Origin of the sequence: Anabaena azotica SJ-1 (assembly GCF_047275885.1) — a bacterium.
Taxonomy (GTDB): Bacteria; Cyanobacteriota; Cyanobacteriia; order Cyanobacteriales; family Nostocaceae; genus Trichormus_B; species Trichormus_B azotica_A.
Genome location: NZ_CP178454.1, coordinates 5,732,872 through 5,750,956, shown reverse-complemented (window position 1 = coordinate 5,750,956; position 18,085 = coordinate 5,732,872). Strand labels below are relative to the sequence as shown.

The 18,085-nt window shown below is 36.1% G+C and carries 16 protein-coding genes; 13 read left to right on the top strand and 3 right to left on the bottom strand.

Features of this window, described 5'->3' with window-relative positions; all coding sequences use genetic code 11:
- Window positions 1-10 precede the first annotated feature (10 nt).
- The 11 genes from ACLLO5_RS25045 to ACLLO5_RS24995 all read left to right on the top strand — a co-directional run bounded on the left by ACLLO5_RS25045 (window position 11) and on the right by ACLLO5_RS24995 (window position 12,171).
- Window positions 11-1,180 (top strand): putative CRISPR-associated protein, encoded by a 1,170-nt coding sequence (locus tag ACLLO5_RS25045; protein ID WP_413173182.1) that lies wholly within the window; start codon window positions 11-13, stop codon window positions 1,178-1,180.
- A gap of 15 nt (window positions 1,181-1,195) precedes the next feature.
- Window positions 1,196-2,053, top strand: a complete 858-nt coding sequence (gene csx7 / locus ACLLO5_RS25040) for a CRISPR-associated RAMP protein Csx7 (protein ID WP_413173181.1) — start codon at window positions 1,196-1,198, stop codon at window positions 2,051-2,053.
- 11 nt (window positions 2,054-2,064) lie between these two features.
- The gene (locus tag ACLLO5_RS25035) at window positions 2,065-2,685 is read left to right on the top strand and encodes a hypothetical protein (protein WP_413173180.1); all 621 of its coding nucleotides are present in this window, start codon (window positions 2,065-2,067) and stop codon (window positions 2,683-2,685) included.
- A gap of 23 nt (window positions 2,686-2,708) precedes the next feature.
- On the top strand, window positions 2,709-3,653 hold the full coding sequence (locus ACLLO5_RS25030) for an RAMP superfamily CRISPR-associated protein (RefSeq protein WP_413173179.1): 945 nt from the start codon (window positions 2,709-2,711) through the stop codon (window positions 3,651-3,653).
- Window positions 3,650-4,105, top strand: coding sequence for a hypothetical protein (locus ACLLO5_RS25025; RefSeq protein ID WP_413173178.1), 456 nt, complete (start codon window positions 3,650-3,652; stop codon window positions 4,103-4,105). Before ACLLO5_RS25030 ends, ACLLO5_RS25025 begins: the two co-directional genes overlap by 4 nt.
- 3 nt (window positions 4,106-4,108) lie before the next feature.
- A complete protein-coding gene (locus ACLLO5_RS25020) occupies window positions 4,109-5,143 on the top strand; it encodes an RAMP superfamily CRISPR-associated protein (RefSeq protein WP_413173177.1) in 1,035 nt (344 codons plus the stop codon).
- A gap of 2 nt (window positions 5,144-5,145) precedes the next feature.
- A complete protein-coding gene (locus tag ACLLO5_RS25015; protein WP_413173176.1) occupies window positions 5,146-5,778 on the top strand; it encodes a hypothetical protein in 633 nt (210 codons plus the stop codon).
- A gap of 169 nt (window positions 5,779-5,947) precedes the next feature.
- Window positions 5,948-6,253 (top strand): transcriptional regulator, encoded by a 306-nt coding sequence (locus ACLLO5_RS25010; protein WP_413173175.1) that lies wholly within the window; start codon window positions 5,948-5,950, stop codon window positions 6,251-6,253.
- Between the two features lie 743 nt (window positions 6,254-6,996).
- Window positions 6,997-9,612 (top strand): DNA topoisomerase (ATP-hydrolyzing) subunit A, encoded by a 2,616-nt coding sequence (gene gyrA / locus ACLLO5_RS25005; protein WP_413173174.1) that lies wholly within the window; start codon window positions 6,997-6,999, stop codon window positions 9,610-9,612.
- A 96-nt stretch (window positions 9,613-9,708) separates the two neighbouring features.
- Window positions 9,709-11,193, top strand: a complete 1,485-nt coding sequence (gene lnt / locus ACLLO5_RS25000; RefSeq protein WP_413173173.1) for an apolipoprotein N-acyltransferase — start codon at window positions 9,709-9,711, stop codon at window positions 11,191-11,193.
- A 63-nt stretch (window positions 11,194-11,256) separates the two neighbouring features.
- Entirely contained in the window at window positions 11,257-12,171 is a 915-nt protein-coding gene (locus tag ACLLO5_RS24995) for a histone deacetylase family protein (RefSeq protein WP_413173172.1), read from the top strand.
- 27 nt (window positions 12,172-12,198) lie between these two features.
- On the opposite strand, the gene ACLLO5_RS24990 is transcribed toward ACLLO5_RS24995, so the two are convergent.
- Window positions 12,199-12,720 carry a GNAT family N-acetyltransferase gene (locus tag ACLLO5_RS24990; RefSeq protein ID WP_413173171.1) on the bottom strand — a complete coding sequence of 174 codons (522 nt, stop codon included), beginning with the start codon at window positions 12,718-12,720 and terminating at the stop codon, window positions 12,199-12,201.
- Window positions 12,721-13,003: 283 nt separating this feature from the next.
- Between ACLLO5_RS24990 and ACLLO5_RS24985 the strand changes: the two genes are divergently transcribed.
- The gene (locus ACLLO5_RS24985; protein WP_413173170.1) at window positions 13,004-13,141 is read left to right on the top strand and encodes a hypothetical protein; all 138 of its coding nucleotides are present in this window, start codon (window positions 13,004-13,006) and stop codon (window positions 13,139-13,141) included.
- Window positions 13,142-13,663: 522 nt separating this feature from the next.
- Window positions 13,664-15,028, top strand: coding sequence for a UDP-N-acetylmuramoyl-tripeptide--D-alanyl-D-alanine ligase (locus tag ACLLO5_RS24980; protein ID WP_413173169.1), 1,365 nt, complete (start codon window positions 13,664-13,666; stop codon window positions 15,026-15,028).
- 2 nt (window positions 15,029-15,030) lie between these two features.
- Here ACLLO5_RS24980 and ACLLO5_RS24975 read toward each other — a convergent pair whose 3' ends face one another.
- Window positions 15,031-16,692 carry an Eco57I restriction-modification methylase domain-containing protein gene (locus ACLLO5_RS24975; RefSeq protein ID WP_413176188.1) on the bottom strand — a complete coding sequence of 554 codons (1,662 nt, stop codon included), beginning with the start codon at window positions 16,690-16,692 and terminating at the stop codon, window positions 15,031-15,033.
- Window positions 16,693-16,742: 50 nt separating this feature from the next.
- Window positions 16,743-18,074, bottom strand: a complete 1,332-nt coding sequence (locus ACLLO5_RS24970) for an N-6 DNA methylase (RefSeq protein ID WP_413173168.1) — start codon at window positions 18,072-18,074, stop codon at window positions 16,743-16,745.
- Between the last annotated feature and the right edge of the window lie 11 nt (window positions 18,075-18,085).

Genomic DNA, 18,085 nt, shown 5'->3' with positions numbered 1-18,085 from the left:
GTCTAATTTTATGCAAAGATTGGTAATCACAACTGTTGGTACTAGCTTACTAACCAACCAAATTGACAGATCATCTGACGAAGAAAATGACTGGTATGAAAAGTTGTTAGAGACTGCTAATTATAGCGATGAGGAAATGCTTAATTCTGAACATATTATAGATATAATAGAGGAGTTAAAAGCTAGAGCTAAAAATAAATTAGATGGAGATATTGAAGATTTTCGTAAAGCCAGTGCTGAAATAAACGGTATTTACGGTTTAGGCTTGTACGACAAAAACATAGAACAAGCGAAATTAGACCATCATTGCTTAATCTATACTGATACAGCACAGGGGAGATACTGTGCAATCATGCTAGAAAATTTCCTACAATCTAAAGGAATAAATAATACTTTACTATTGTCTAGTGAAAATTTTTCAACCGATAGCAATGAACAATTTATGGAAGGTATTGCTAATCTAGTACCTATCCTAAAGCAAAAAATATTTGATGATTATAAAGGATATACCATTTGTTTTAATCTTGTAGGTGGATTTAAAGCAATGCAGGGATATTTCAATACAATAGGAATGTTATATGCAGACGAAATTATATATATTTTTGAAGGTTCAAATCAAGTTATTAGAATTCCAAAGCTACCAATTGTAATAGATAAATCTCAAGTAGATAAGTATGCAATTCCACTTGCAGTTATGGATATTGGTGCAGTACCTATATCATGGGAACTAGCGAATAAAGTTCCTAATGATTGGTTAACATATACAGGTCAAGAAATTGGATTATCTGTTTGGGGTAAATTGATCTGGAATGAATGTAAAAGTGAATTACTTTGTCAAGATAAATTATTAAACTTGCCCAAATTTATACCTCAATTAGAATATCTACCAAGTTTGGAAGATGATTATAAAAATACAACTGATGTAAATAAAAAAATCATCTTACAAGAAAAACTAGCAAGAGTCGCATTTTTTTTTATAAAATACCGTGATGGTATTAGTGCGTTAAAAGCTGATGACATTCTAAGATTACGCAAGTACGAAAATACAGATATCGAACACATTAATATTACCAAAAAAGAATTAAGAGTTAGCTGTAAAGTTATTAACAGCAACAAGTTATCTTTAAGATTTTTTGGTACTCATGAATGGATATATAAAAAAGAAGGAATTAAAAAATAACGGAGATATTAACTTATGTTCGACACATTCAAAAACCGCCTAGAAATCACAGGTAAACTCACAACAATTACCGCATTACGCATTAGTCAAGGAAGATCCACCGAACCTATCGGAACAGATTTACCCGTCATCAAAGACGCATTAGGACAACCATTAATACCAGGTTCTAGCTTTAAAGGTGCATTAAGATCCCGTCTTGAAAGTTTCCTGCGAGGAATTGATTCTAAATTTGCAGCTAACCCAGCAATAGAAAGTGAATGGTCAATTACATCTCAACAGATGAAAGAATTAAAAGATGCTTATGATGATGATCATATTTTTACTCAAGAAATCATCAACAAAACAGATTTAATCTCTCGTTTGTTTGGTTCACCTTGGATAGCAAGTAAATTCCAAGTCCGCGACTTAACCGTAGTACCTGATACATGGTTTGGACAATATCAAGAACGAGACGGAGTATCAATTGACAGAGACACCGAAACCGCAGCAGATGGTAAACTCTACGACTTTCAAGTAGTACCAGCTAGTACAGAATTTGAATTTCGCACAGTAGTTGAAAATGCAGAAGATTGGGAATTGGGATTATTAATGATTGGTTTACACCAATTTGAGACAGAACAAATTCCCCTTGGTGGTGGACGTTCTCGCGGTTTGGGAGTTGTTAAACTAGAGATTGATAAAATGCGCTGGGTTGATGTTGAAGATAACCCGCAATTTCTTTTAGAATATCTGCAAAAATTAGTTATGGGAGATGAAACAGCTTATGAAGATGCAGCAGACTATAGAGATGAATGGGTACGTCAACTAATTGATTATTTAAATAAACAAATCTCCACAAAAAAATCAATTTCTCAAACTCAAACAAATTCTTGAGGAAGTAAAAAATGGCTTTCAGTAATTACAAAACCATCGGTGAAGTCCTCAAAGCATTTCAAGTTACCTATACCGAAGCCAATTTTATCAACGAAATTGCCTTTACTATATCTGATTACTTCCGTGAAGATTTAGAACTGATGATGCGGGATGCTGTTGTTGATAACTCAGAATTCGCTATCTGTGAAAATCTCATTTATCCCGTTCTCAAAGAAATTTGGAAAACCTACCGGCAAAATTTTATTTTATGGAGTCATCAATCATTAAATTATGACGAAAAATTATCAGGATTTCCTGAATATATTTTAGCTAAACGTTCCCCATTAGGTAAAGTTGTTTTTGACAAACCCTACTTTATTTTAGTAGAAGCCAAACAAGATAATTTTGAAACAGGTTGGGCGCAATGTTTAGCTGAAATGATTGCGGCGCAAAGATTAAATGGAGAATATCAAATCATTATTTTTGGTATTGTTTCTAATGGTGATCGTTGGCAATTTGGAAAATTAGAACGTGAAATATTTACTAGGAATAGCACCTATTACACCATTCAAGAATTAGATAAATTATTCAATGCTGTAAATTTCATCTTTAAACAATGTGAAATCCAGTTAAATAATTTAGTTGCTGCTTAACGTGACATTATCAATTTAAAATTATGCACAAAAAATTTGTCAATCACTGTACCATAGATTTAACTATCATACCCGATGGTCCCATTCTTATAAAATCTGGAAAAGAAGGTGCAGACCCCACAAAACCAGATATGGAATTTGTCGAAACCTATCACGCAGGTGGACGTACCATATACTTACCTGGAAGCAGTTTAAAAGGTGCAATTCGCGCTCATGCTGAACGTATTGTGAGAACAGTAGGAGAAGAAAAACCTAACAGTAAAAAACTACCTTGGGCTAATGACCCATTAAATGATAAATATGATTATTTGAAAAATAAATCATCTAGTGAAATTTATCAACTTTCTTCCTTTACAGATCAGATATTTGGTAATACTTCTATTGCTAGTCGTCTGAGAATAGAAGATGCTTATCCAGATAATTCAAAACCATTAAAAACAGAAGAAAGAAATGGTGTAGCTATTGACAGAGTATTTGGTTCTGTTGCTGTCGGTCCATTTAATTATCAAGTCTGCACTGCGGGAGATTTTAAAACCAAATTACATTTAAAAAACTTCACTCTTGCACAGTTAGGTTTAATTGGTTTAGTATTGCGAGATTTAAATGATGGTTGGTTTGGCTTAGGTTTTGCGAAATCTCGCGGTTTGGGTACTGTAGAAGTCAAGTTAAATAAAGCTGTTGTTCAATATCCCAGTTGTGTTTTATCAGAGGATAAACAAGAAATTTGCACTTTTGGTAGTAATAAAAAATGGCGAAATACTCATCTTTTAGGAGTGGGTGAATTTTTGACAAAAGATGACGCAAAGTTATATGGTTTCCCCTCTCAAGATAGTCAAGATACACCAGTCGCTGCTCAAGAAATGTCTTTAGGATTTGGTGTGGAATTAACTTGGCAAGAAGGTACAGTTAATGATTTATTTGAACGTGGTGTTAGGTCTTGGAGTCAATTATTAGTAGGTGCAAAATGACAGCTTTTGTTGGATACAAGGAAAATCTTTTGTCTCAAGTTAAATTATTGGAATTAATAAGTAAATTAAAACCAAATAACACCTACTGTTTTCTGCGTTGGAATCATAAGGTAAGCGGCATACAGAAATTTACAGAAAAAACAATCACAAATGATAAATTTCCCATGTTAGAGGGTCAAATTTTTAATCATGAATTTGAACTTAGATGGAAATACAAGCAAAATAATAATTACGAAGTTTTGTTTTTAAGTATTAATGATGCCAGTTCAGAATTCCAACCATTAGGTGGAGAATGGCAAACAGAAGAAAGACAAGCCTACTTTTATCCATTTACAGAAACTCGCTTTCCTAAAGATTTTGATTATCCTGATAATCTACATATCAAACAGCGATATTTTCTAGATAAAACAACCGCAACTGTACATTTTATAGCACTCACAGTTGAGAAATAAATCATGACTTACCAACCACCAAAAATACCAACTCCTAAAAGTGCATCTCAGTTAGAAAATTCCAAACCTTATGATTTTGTTTCCTTTCCAAAAGAAAGACCTAACTTACAGCGTCCCTATGGACATCATAAATATGATCAAAGTCGTTTACATGGGACAATTTATCTAACTTTGAAAGTGCAAACATCCCTTCATGTGTCCACCGGTGCAGTGGTTTTGGGTAGCGATATTGGTAGTAAAATTTCTCTGATTAAAACAATGGTACAGGGAGTGGATAGTAAATTATCAATTCAAGGTAGTTCCTTAAAAGGTTGCATTCGTTCTGTTTATGAAGCAATTACTAATAGTACATTACCAGTTGTTACTTCTCGATATAAAGATAAAATTCCTCAAGAACGTTTACCCTGTAAAAATAAAGAAAAACTTTGTCCAGCTAGTCGGGTATTTGGTGCATTAGATTGGCAAGGTTTGATAGAATTTAATGATGCTAACTGTGAAAATATAGGATTTTCTACAGGATTTATGCCTTCTTTGCACCGTCCACGTCCAGATAAACGGGATGAATACTTTGTTAATGGTAAGGTGGCTGGACGAAAGTTTTATTTTAATACGTCTAAAGCTATTGATAAAGGACAAAAAGAAGGAATTTCTGTACAACAAGCGGGAAGAGAATATACTTTTAAAACGGAAATACAGTTTAAAAATTTACTTTCCGAAGAATTAGGAACATTATTAATTGTTTTAGGACAAGACAAAAAATATCCCATGGCTTTAAAAGTAGGTGGTGGTAAACCTATTGGAATGGGAACAATGACGGTCAATGTAGATAAAATCAATCAACCACAAAATCTAAAACAGCGTTATTTAGCCTATGAAATTAGCGAAAATGACGAATTAACAGGAACAAAATTAGACCAATTTATCCAAAAACAAATTCAAACTGCACATTCAAGTTTGATTCAAAAACCGCAACTAGAAGAACTTGCAGCTATTTTACGTTATCCCAGTGACAGACAACCACCAGCAGGAATGTATTAATTATGAGTTTAACAGATGGACAATGGGAAATTGCCCATGCGATCGCACAAACTTTAGTCCAACAAGATACAGATGTCAATGAAGTAGGTAAAACCGTTGCATATCTGCGGACAATCATTGATAAATCTGATGCTACATCTAGATTTTTAACCTACCTCAAAACCTTAGTCAGAGACGGTAAACAAATTAGCCACAGTAAAGAAACACCCAGATATTACCGCAATATAGAAATTACCTGTAGTCAGTATTTTAAATCTAATAGTGATGCTCAAACTATTCTGCAAATTTTAGGTTGGGTATCCCGCTTAATGCGATATTACAAGGAAGCAGGTGTTCCCATTGGGGAAATTAAAGTACCTGCTGTGCAAATTGTAAAACCAATAGTTGAAGATAAGTTCAAAATTGGTGAAATTGTAGAAGCAACAGTAATAAAAATTGATAAACAGCACGTTCAATCTGGTAAAAAGACTAAATTAAGAACTCTAATAACTTATCAAATTGAAGGTTCTGATTGCCAATCAGATGAGGAAGTGAATAAACAAGAAGTTAATCTGTCTATAGGTGATGTAGTAAAAGTAAAAATTGAAAAATGTCAAGGCTTATGTATCAGAAAAGTAAAAAGAGTTATAGAATAAATATTTAATTCATAAAGGATATTTACTAAACGAGAATTCTTTTTTATTACACTATTTTGCGTAAAGGTTGTAACATAGAATCTATACCCAAATGGTATGCAGAGAATATACGAAAAGCCCATAAGCTCTATGACGAACACTTACAAGAGCTTGAAGATGAAGGATTAATATGAAAACAAAACCTTTCAGTGAATTACGCAAAAATATGACATCTGAGCGCAGATCAAAAAACAAAACTCGCGCTCAACTGATGTCACTACATCTTACGCTTCTAGAACTACAGCAGTCTTTGGGACTGAAACCAGAGGAAATAGAAGCAGACTTCAACAATTTTGAAGCTACTTTTGCTGAATTAGAAAACCAAGAGGTTATTCAAATTTCCGCTCTTTTTCATTATATCAAAGCTCTTGGTGGAAATCTCAAAATAGTAGCTCATTTTCCCAATGAGGAAATTACTCTTGCTCAATTTGAGTAATGAGTGTAGATAAATTTTATTTACCTAAAGATGGTTTATTAGCTGATTCTGAAAAAATCAAGTCACAGGGGCAGGGAATTTAGGGGGATAGATAGGTATAAAACAAAGACAGCTAGAACTTCTGTATACATGATAGGGTTTTGCAGTGCGATCGCTCTCACTTGTCTTTGAGGTGTTCTCCTGATATGCTTTGATTGCATATTTGTTTGACTATTTTCGCATCTAGTGTTTGACGTAATGGCAAGGTTTCAAAATAAGTTGTATGAGTATGACGAAAACACAATAATTCGTAATTTTTTATTCTTAATTCCTAATTGCCATTGTTTGTTTTCTTGTACTGTATTTCTGAAAAAAAATTGATGATTTTAATAGAGTGAATGATATGATTCTTTGGTTGCAAACAAAGTTGCCAAGATGCAAAGGTAAAACACAACTTTAGGACAAATAACCCACGTTATTTATTCCTAATTTAGAATATATAAAGCAGTTATAACTTGATGTTTAGCTTTTAATATAACAGGGTAAATATGTCAATATTAATGCTTAATATCTCAATGAAGATAAGATTTTAATTTTAAACTTATCATATAGTCTACCTTTATGAACGACTCTTTCCACAAACACCACTAATTTATGTTAAAATCATAGCAAAATATGACAATTTTTCAAGATTAATTTGACATAATTTTGTATTTTGTCAAGTATAAAGGCTAAAATCTACGATTTTTGGAGTTTTGTTGTTTATGACAACCTCACAGGAGAGGATTATCCCGACGGATTTACGACAAGAAATGTCGCAATCTTATCTGGAATACGCCATGAGCGTAATTGTAGGTCGGGCGCTGCCAGATGCCAGGGATGGTCTAAAACCTGTGCATCGTCGCATCCTGTATGCCATGCACGAGTTGGGATTGCTGCCGGATCGCCCCTTTAGAAAATGCGCCCGTGTGGTTGGGGAAGTGTTGGGTAAATATCACCCCCACGGTGACACAGCGGTGTATGATGCCTTGGTACGGATGGCGCAGGATTTTTCCATGCGATCGCCCTTAATTAACGGTCATGGTAACTTCGGTTCTGTGGACAACGATCCCCCAGCGGCGATGAGGTACACAGAATGTCGTCTGCAAGCTTTAACCAGCGCGTCCCTACTGCAAGACATCGAATCAGAAACCGTAGACTTTGCTGATAACTTCGACGGTTCCCAACAAGAACCCACGGTTTTACCATCACGCATCCCCCAATTATTACTCAATGGTTCTTCTGGAATTGCAGTCGGGATGGCTACCAACATTCCTCCGCACAATTTGGGAGAATTGATTGATGGGTTAGTGGCATTAATTCACAACCCAGAAATCACTAATATGCAGTTAATGCAATATATTCACGGTCCAGACTTCCCTACTGGGGCGCAAATTCTGGGAACATCAACAATTAAAGAAGCGTACACCACTGGGCGCGGTTCCGTTACTATGCGTGGTGTGGCTACCATTGAAACCATAGAACAACGGAATAGACCGGAACGGGAAGCAATTATTATTACAGAATTGCCTTACCAAACCAACAAAGCCGCATTAATTGAAAAAATCGCCGAGTTGGTGAATGATAAAAAAATTGAGGGCATAGCAGATATTCGGGATGAAAGCGATCGCGACGGAATGCGAATCGTCATCGAATTAAAACGGGATGCCTATCCCCGCGTGGTTTTAAATAACCTTTATAAACAAACCCCACTCCAATCCAACTTTGGCGCGAATATGTTGGCCTTGGTAAACGGGGAACCCCAACTACTCACCCTCAAAAACTTCCTTAGCGTCTTCCTGGATTTCCGCATAGAAACCATTAACAGACGTACCCGTTACCAACTCAGAAAAGCAGAAGAAAGAGATCATCTACTGCAAGGTTTATTAATTGCCCTATCACAGTTAGACTCAATTATTAACCTCATTCGTAGCGCCTCAGATGCACCCTCAGCCAAAGGTGAATTAATCACCAATTATGGACTTTCCGAAGTCCAAGCGGATGCAATTTTGCAAATGCAGCTGCGACGGTTAACAGCCCTAGAAGCAGATAAAATTCGTCTGGAACACGAAGAACTACAGGTGCAAATTGCCGACTTGCAGGATATTTTGGACAGACGGGAAAGGGTACTGGAAATTATTGAAACCGAAGTTACCCAAATCAAAACCCAATTTGCTACCCCCCGACGGACAATTATTACCCACGCAGAAGGGGATATAGATGACATTGACTTAATAGCCAATGAAAAAGTCCTAATTCTGCTGACCAAACAAGGTTACATCAAGCGGATGCCCGTTAGCACCTTTGAAGCCCAAAGCCGCGCTACCAGAGGTAAAGCCGGGGCTAAGGTGAAAGATGATGATACCATTGAACATTTCTTAACCTGCTGCGACCATGACAGCGTATTATTCTTTAGCGATCGCGGCGTAGTCTACAGCCTCAGAACCTATCAAATACCCATAGGTTCCCGCACCAGTCGGGGTACACCCATCGTCCAGATGTTACCCATTCCCAAAGAAGAAAAAATTACTTCCATCGTCCCCGTAGACGAATTTACCAGCGAAGAATATCTAGTCATGCTCACCAAAGGCGGTAACATCAAAAAAACCGCACTAGAAGCATTTAGCAATATTCGCGCTAACGGATTAATCGCCATATCCTTAGAAGAAGGCGACCAACTGCGCTGGGTAAGACGCGCCAAAGTAGAAGATAGTATCATCATCGGTTCACGTCACGGGATGGCCATTCACTTCCGTTGTACCCATGATCAACTCCGTCCTCTGGGTAGGGCTACTCGTGGGGTAAAATCAATGAAACTCAAGCCAGGTGATGAACTGGTAGGGATGGATATTCTACCCGCCGCAATTCTGGAAACTTTAGATACAGAAACAGAAGCGGAAATGGAAGAAGAAACCATCGACATTGAAGAAACCACCGAAATCACAGAAATCGCTGAAGAAACCACAGAAACCACAGAAACACCAAACAGCACAGGTCCCTGGGTGTTGGTAATTACCATGGGAGGATATGGAAAGCGTGTACCAGTGGGACAATTCCGCCTACAAAACCGCGCCGGACAAGGATTAACCGCCACCAAATTCAAAAACCGCAAAACCAAAGACAAACTAGCAACCCTGCGAATTGTCAACAGCGACGAAGAAATTATGATGGCGACAAATCGCGGTATTATTATTCGTCAAGCCGTCAATGCGATTTCCGTACAATCACGATCAGCAACCGGAGTGAGAGTACAGAAATTAGATGAAGATGACGCTATCACCGGAGTAGCGATCGTTCCTCCCGACACTGGTGATACAGGCGAATTGGAAGAGGCAGAATAAAGGATCAAGGATAAAGGATGAACCATGAAGTATTTAGAAACAAAGATGTTTTCATCCTTTTACCTTTACGCTTTATCCTTCATTAGTGGGATTCTCATGGGTATAACCGTCGCCCCCATTGGCGCTTGGTTCTGTGCTTGGTTTGCCCTTGCCCCCCTTTGGGTATTAGTCGTTAAATATACTCAAAAATCCCTGCCCCCCGCCTTCCTGTGGGCGATCGCCTATCATGGAATCGCCCTTTCCTGGATCACCGGCATTCATCCCATGAACTGGCTAGGTGTTCCCTGGTGGCCAAGTTTAGCTATCACCATCTTTTGTTGGACATTCATCAGCCTGTGGGGAGGAATATTAGTCTCCCTATGGGCTATTTTGATGGTGCGGCTAGATAAACAAAAACCGTGGCTGCGGGTTCTCATTGGTACAGCTTTATGGTGTGCCTTAGAAAGCTTGTGGAGTTCAGGATCTTTATGGTGGAGTTCTCTTTCCTACACACAATCACCGCATAACTTGGTAATTTTACATTTGGGGCAACTTTCAGGCCCCAATACTGTAACAGCCATTATTGTTGCTGTTAATGGGTTAATTGCAGAGTCTTGGATTTATTTTTGCACGCAGAGACGCAGAGGCGCAAAGGAAGAAAGCAGTTTAACAAAAGGGTTTGTTAATGGTTATTTGGTTGCTGGATTTTCACTATTAATTACCTCCCATATCTTGGGATTTATTCTTTACACTCAACCTCTCACCCAAAACCCAGATACAGCTTTAAAAATTGGCATTATTCAAGGTAATATTCCCAATCAAATCAAACTACTTCCTGAAGGATTTCGTCGGGCAATTACAGGTTACACTAATGGATATTTAGAATTAGCAAATCAAGGTGTAGATGGAGTTCTTACACCTGAAGGTGCATTACCTTTATATGAACGCAACTTTAAAAATACACCTTTCTTAGATGCAATCAAAGAAAAAGGGGTAATTGCTTGGATAGGTGGTTTTGGAGAAAGAGGAAAAAGCTATACCAATAGTTTATTCGGTATTAATAGTAAAGGAGAAATTACCAGTCGTTACGATAAATCTAAACTTGTACCTTTAGGAGAATATATTCCCTTTGAAAAAATTTTAGGGGCAGTTATACAGCGTTTATCACCATTAGATGAACATCAAGTTCATGGCGCAGCAAATCAAGTCTTTGATACTCCCTTGGGGCGGGTAATTGTTGGCATTTGTTACGAATCTGCTTTTTCGGAAAAATTCCGTTATCAAGCTTTTCAAGGTGGGCAATTTATTCTTAGTTCTTCCAATGATGCCCATTATACTGCTGCTATGGCAGACCAACATCATGCCCAGGATATCATGAGAGCAATTGAAACCGATAGATGGGCAGCTAGGGCAACAAATACCGGTTATTCAGCTTTTGTTGATCCCCATGGGAGAACTATATGGAAATCAGCATATAACACCTACGAAACCCACGCCGAAACTATTTATCCTCGCCAAACTCAGACTTTATATGTGCGTTTTGGGGATTGGTTGATGCCTTTATTGTTGGTTCTGGGGGTTTTGGGGTGGTTCATGAAATAGCCTGGGGCGGTAATTATTCTGTCAGGCTAGAATGGCAATCAAGTATCTTGACTTTTCTATCTCATGCTACCAGTCATCTATTCTGATGAATTTTTAGATCACATCACAGGGCGCTATCATCCAGAAAAACCAGAACGGTTAAGGGCGATCGCCAACGCTTTAAAAACTGCTAACTTTGCTGAAAAAATAGAATGGGTAAATCCCCAGCCAGTTAAACCTGAGTTAATGTCTTGGATAGAAATAGCCCATAATCAGACTTATATTCAGAAACTTAAAGATATTGCTTCTAGTGGTGGTGGTTATTTGGATGGAGACACCCCCATTTCTCCCCGCAGTTATGACGTGGCTTTGTTAGCAGTAAGTGCTTGGTTAGAGGGGGTGGATATAGTTTTAGCTAGGGAAAATCCAGCTTTTGTGTTAGCGCGTCCACCTGGACATCACGCGGAAAGCGATTCAGGAATGGGGTTTTGCTTATTTTCTAATGCGGCGATCGCTGCTTTATACGCTTTACAACAACCAGGAATTAACCGCGTCGCTATCTTAGACTGGGATGTACATCACGGTAATGGTACTCAAGCAATAGTGCAGACTCACTCACAAATTGCATATTGTTCTTTACATCAGTACCCAGCTTATCCCGGTACTGGGAAAGCTTCCGAAAAAGGTTTGCACAATAATGTCCTTAATTTACCTCTACCCCCTGGTAGTGATATTACGTCCTATCGACCTCTGTGGGAAAGTTTGATATTGCCTTTTTTAACTAAATTTCAGCCAGATTTACTAATTGTCAGTGCTGGCTATGATGCTTTAGCAGATGATCCTTTGGCAAGTGTTAATTTACAACCTGAAGATTTTGGTTTATTCACAGAATATTGTTTAGGTATAACTCGCAAAATTCTATTTGGTTTAGAAGGCGGCTATGATTTACCAACATTATCAAAATCAGTAGTTGCCACTATTGAACGCTGTCTAATTTAGTGTTGTTTTGAGAGTATAGAGATTTGATTATTTACGGATTCTATACTCAACTACATTTAAAACTTTTCCACTCAAATTGGTATGCTTGTATTTACTAAATATTTGTCCGCCTAATTTTTCTGCAATCCTTCTACTGGGAGCATTTTCCCGGTCTACAGGATATCTGAGATATTCATAATCTAAGTGAGTATCAGCCCATGCTTTCAGGGATTGAATTGTTTCTGTTGCATACCCTTGACCGAATGCTGATTTTTTTAACCAAATTCCAGTTTGGGGATATTTACTATTAATTTTATGTATGCCACTACAGCCTAAAAATTCTTGAGAATCTTTCTTGAGAATCACAACAATTAAACTCTCTCCTCTTTGCATTTCCAGTAAAGATTGATTAATAAAAAATTCAGTATCTCCAAGTTCTTTAGGTGGGGCTGCATATAAATAAGTTGTAATTTCCACAGTGAATTCCTGAAAAATTTCTTCTTTATATTGAAGTGAGATTGGCTTTAATAATAAGCGATCTGTCAATATTTCTAAATGTAGATATTCCATAATCCTATTTAAATAATATGTATTTAAAAGTACAAATATTTTAGAATATTTGCGGTACTTCCAAAGGGCGTTATTTTTACTTATAGTATTTTTCTGTATTGTCTCTCACCAAATCGAGATTAAATTCATCAAAACTTTAGGGAAAAAAGTTTGTCATGGTATTCTGAAAGAGCTAAAGTTTTGTTAAGATACTATTGCTAGGAATTAATCAGCGAGATTGACCTATCAGAGTGTTGAGAAATAAATAGCACTAGTAGCCAATTAAAGTTCAGAAGGTGAACAAATGACCACCTACATTTTTTTTGACGAAGCCCTCCGAATGCTGACCAATGCCTATTTGATTTCAGCAGTCGTGTTAATTGCAGCTTCTAGTATAGGTTTGGCAGTGATTGAGACAATTGAAAAAACGGGAGAACACTAAATTTACACTTCTTGGGTGTAGTTCCCAAACCACAAGATTTTATGGGCTTGTTCACCCTCAATTTGGGTAACAGCAAACTCTACAGGTCTCACAGCGTTGCAGGTTTACCTGGAAGTGATCAACTTTGTCAGCCCCGCAGGTAACTGTACCGCTACTGGGACGTTGATACTAATTCAAAATTCAAAATCAAGAAAGATTGTTGTCGCAAGCTGATTGGTGATTTTGATTAGCTGACCAATCTCAAATTCAAAATCCTATTTTTTGTCACAGTACAAAGGTACGACAACAGAATTTTATATTTTTGATGAAGACGACCGATGTCTCTTTTATGTAAATTCTCGGATGAATAATTTGTGATGAAGTTTTGTAAATATAAAGATTTGTAAAGAAAAACCATTAATCCTTCCCCGTTCTTTTTGAGTATGGGGAAAAACTTTTCCCTATACCCTGTTGTTGTGTACTGCTTTATTTATGTCCACAAGGATTGTAGGATTTGGTAATTAACTTTTATTGATTATCAGTATGCCTGTATCGGCCACTTTATCCCAATTAGTTGAAGTTCTGTCAGCTTCTGCTGTAAATTTATCTGCATCTGCGTTAGCGCAGGTTAGTCAAGGTATTCAAACAGACACTAGGATTTTGCAGCCAGGTGAAGTGTTTGTGGCTTTACGAGGTGAAAAGTTTGATGGACACGAGTTTGTAGCGATGGCGATCGCCAAGGGTGCGATCGCAGCCATAGTAGATTATGCTTATGAAAACCCTCAGTTTCCTGTATTGCAAGTTACTGATACATTGAAAGCATATCAGCAAATTGGCAGATGGTGGCGAGATTCTTGTTCTATTCCTGTGATTGGGGTAACGGGTTCGGTGGGTAAAACCACAACCAAGGAACTCATAGCCGCAGTTTTAGCCACAAAGGGACAGGTTCACAAAACCTATGGCAATTTCAATAACGAAATTGGTGTTCCTAAAACTCTTTTAGAACTGGGTGCAGAACATGATTTTGCGGTCATAGAAATGGCCATGCGGGGAAGAGGACAAATTGCGGAATTAACACAAATTGCTAGGCCAACTATTGGTGTCATTACTAATGTAGGAACGGCACATATTGAGTTACTTGGTTCAGAACAAGCTATAGCTGAAGCTAAATGTGAATTGTTAGCAGAAATGCCTAATGATAGTGTGGCGATCCTTAATTATGATAGTCCATTATTAATGGAGACAGCAAATAAATTTTGGCAGGGGAAAGTTATTAGTTATGGTTTTTCTGGTGGAGATATTCAAGGAAAATTAATTGATAATGAAACCATAAAAGTGGCAGGAATGTCTTTACCTTTACCATTACCTGGTCGTCATAATGCCACTAATTTTTTAGCAGCTTTAGCAGTAGCCAAGGTATTAGAAATTGATTGGAACTCTTTGCAAGCTGGGGTAATTGTGAATATGCCTAATGGGCGATCGCAACGGTTTACATTACCTAATGATGTGGTCATTTTAGATGAAACCTATAATGCTGCCCCAGAAGCAATGTTAGCAGCTTTGCAGTTGTTAGCAGATACTCCAGGAAAGCGGAAAATTGCCGTATTAGGGGCAATGAAGGAGTTAGGAGAAAGATCACAACAATTGCATCAACAAGTCGGGGAAATGGTACAGAAGTTGAATTTAGATGGTTTGTTGGTCTTAATTGATAGCAAAGATGCGGAATTTATTGCTAATAGTGCTAAGGGTATTCCTTGTGAATGTTTTGCCACCCATGCTGATTTAATAGCAAGATTAAAAACATTTATGCAAGCAGGCGATCGCTTACTATTTAAAGCAGCCCATTCTGTAGGTTTAGATCGGGTTGTTCATCAGTTAAAGGTAGAATTTACTACTGAAAGCCCATAAATTTATACATTTTCTACAATAGCTATCTCTTCATCAGTTAATTCATAGAGTTCATACACTAATTGATTAATTTGTCTATCAGTCCCTGTAATTTGTTGTTGAATTCTTTTTTTAGCTGGAGGTGTGTGTGCTTGATTTAATTGTTCATGAAGAGAAAGCATTTGTTGTACTAAATTAACAATCAAATCATGTTTTTGCTTCTCTGCAACTTGAGAGTTCTCAATAATTTTAATAGGAAGATTGCAAATAAATCGAGATTCAAAACTATAGTAACCACCTCTCATTGATGTAGATGATTTTTTTAAATAAAATTCTAAGACTTTACTATTCAACAGTCCTAGAATGTATTCCCATGAATAACTATATTTAACTAAAATTCCATATCCTCCAGCCACACCACCTGTAAAAAATATTTCACCCGTTTTATCCCATGCAAATGATGAAACTATAGCAATATCAGGAGTAAATATTTTCGGTAAAGCCATTACATCCAAGGCTTTTGGATACACATAACCATACCAATTATTGCCTAACATTTTATTATTTTCTCTACTTTCTAAATAATTTTTATTATCTACTAAATAGTTCCATGTTAAAGGATATTGTCTTTCAAAAGTATTAAGCGAAATTAATTCCATTAAACCATTATTGTTGACAATATAAGGAAAAAGAATCAACTTATTAGTTTGAGATAAATAAAATCTTTTACTATCCCCACCTTTAATTAAAGGATGCAGTAAATTAGATTCTAACCAATATGCTGTTTGTTTTTCTTTAGAAAAGACTTGTATTAAGTTATCTTGACGTGAGATTTCTTCCACTATATATATTTTATCTGCACTAGTTTTAATACCTTGAAAAATTCTATCTGTTACATCTTTTAGCGTACATTTAATTTGTTGTAATTTCGTAAATAGTTTAGCATCTTCTCCTAGAATCAAATTCCATTCTGAAGACGATACTAGAGAAGAATCAATAATTCCTTTTTGACTATTATTATTAATTTTCCAGTCCATTAAATTAATAACTTTTTCCATTTCTAAATCAGATTGCTGCGACTTTTTTAAAAAAAGTAAACAAGTATAAGTTGAAACTTTTGAAAAAATTTGTTGATCACCAAAATGAACAATTTTATTGAGATATTTACCTTTAGTAATTAAATTTCTCACGGATTCACCATATTTAGCGTTAAAAAATTTATGAGGTAAAATAAAACCTAAACCTCCATCTTTTTTTAATAACTCTAATCCCTTTTCTACAAATACAACAGAAAGATCATAATTTCCTTTACTAGCAGAAACATATCGTTTTTTGTAAAATTCAACTTCCAAAGCAGCCCATTCTTTTAAAGCTTGAATTCTAATATAAGGAGGATTACCAATAACCACATCAAATCCTCCTCGTTTCATGATTGTAGAAAAAGCTGCTTCCCAGTCAAAAATATTAATTCGATATGCTGTATCTTCATCTAATAAATTAAGCTGAATATTTTGATAAAATTCACCATCTATCAAAGAATTACCACATTGAATATTATTATCTAAATCTAGTAAAGCACTTTCTTTTAATAACTCTAACCGCTTCGTGATAGTTTCTCCAGACTCACATTCTAGTACCTTCAAAAATAAAGATAACTTTGTTGTTTCTACAGCTTGTTGATCAATATCAACTCCATAGATATGATTTAATAAAATGCGTTTTCTTTCAGTTGAAGTTAAACGCCAATTATCGCCAGTAATTTGATATATTTTTTTTTATATTTCTTGAAATTTTGAAGATACTGCTGTAAATACCAATCTAATAAAAATTGATAAGCGACAATTAAAAAAGAACCAGAACCACAAGCGGGATCAATAATTGTGATTTCTTGGATTTTTTCTGGTTTTTTACCTTCTAAAACCTTACCAATAGTTTGTTTGATAATATAATCAACAATATAACTAGGAGTGTAATAAACACCTCCTGCTTTTCTCACTTCTGGTTTATCTTCGACAACAGCTTGACGACTGGCTGATAAAGTAATAATTTTACCTAAAAACTGTTCATAAACCTGTCCTAAAATTTCCACAGAAATCACAGAAAATTCATAGGGACTTTCAGGAGGATAGAGTTTTCTAATAATTGGTTTTAAAGTAGTATCATCAATTTTGAGACTGAGGGTAAAATCGTCAGGGTTATCCCGTCCTTTCTCAGTTTGAAAATGAAATAATCCAGAATTATAACGATAATCTGCATTAATAAATAACCGACCTAATTCTTGATAAATATTTTCTAGTCTTAATAAATTAAATAACTGTTCATAAATTTCAATTCCCCTATCTTCACAAATGCGTAAAAAGACGATTCTATTAATCGTCATTTGCACTGCAAAGTTTAATTCCCGTTGTTGAATTTGCAGATTCCTCCAAGCAATATTAGTTGCTAAATTTTCTCGCCAATTTTCGATTTCCTGTAAAAATGCTTTATCAACAGTAATTCCCGCTTTAACTTTAGTTTCTGCAAATCTTTCTAAAGAACCATTTAATACAGCTTCTTTAGATAAAAGTTCATAAATTTCTTTCCATTTATCTACATATTCTGTATACTTAAAATATTTGATTCTCGCTGTTGATGCTGGGTCATTTTTATTCGGCATAATTCGACAATCATAAACCGAAAATTCTTCAAAATCTGTTAAAATACTCAGCGGTAATTTGGCTGACCATCCATAACGTCTAACTTGAAAAGCAGCACTGATATTTTTACCAACATTGACCGCAGGTTTTTTAGCTTCAACAAAAAACTTTCTAACGCCACCTACACGAAAACTATAATCAGGCGCTTTTGCTTTTTTCGCATCACTAATTTTTAAAGTATCTTCGTGAACAACATCTTTATAAATATCAGAAGCTTGTTTTTCATTGCTGATATCCCATCCTAATGCTGCAAAAAATGGATCTATAAATTCAATCCTAGTTTGCGTTTCATTTAAACTACCAGAACGATATAAATCTATTTGTTGGTGAAAATGTTCAACAAGCTGAATAATGCTAGATGGCGCGTTCATAAATTTAAACC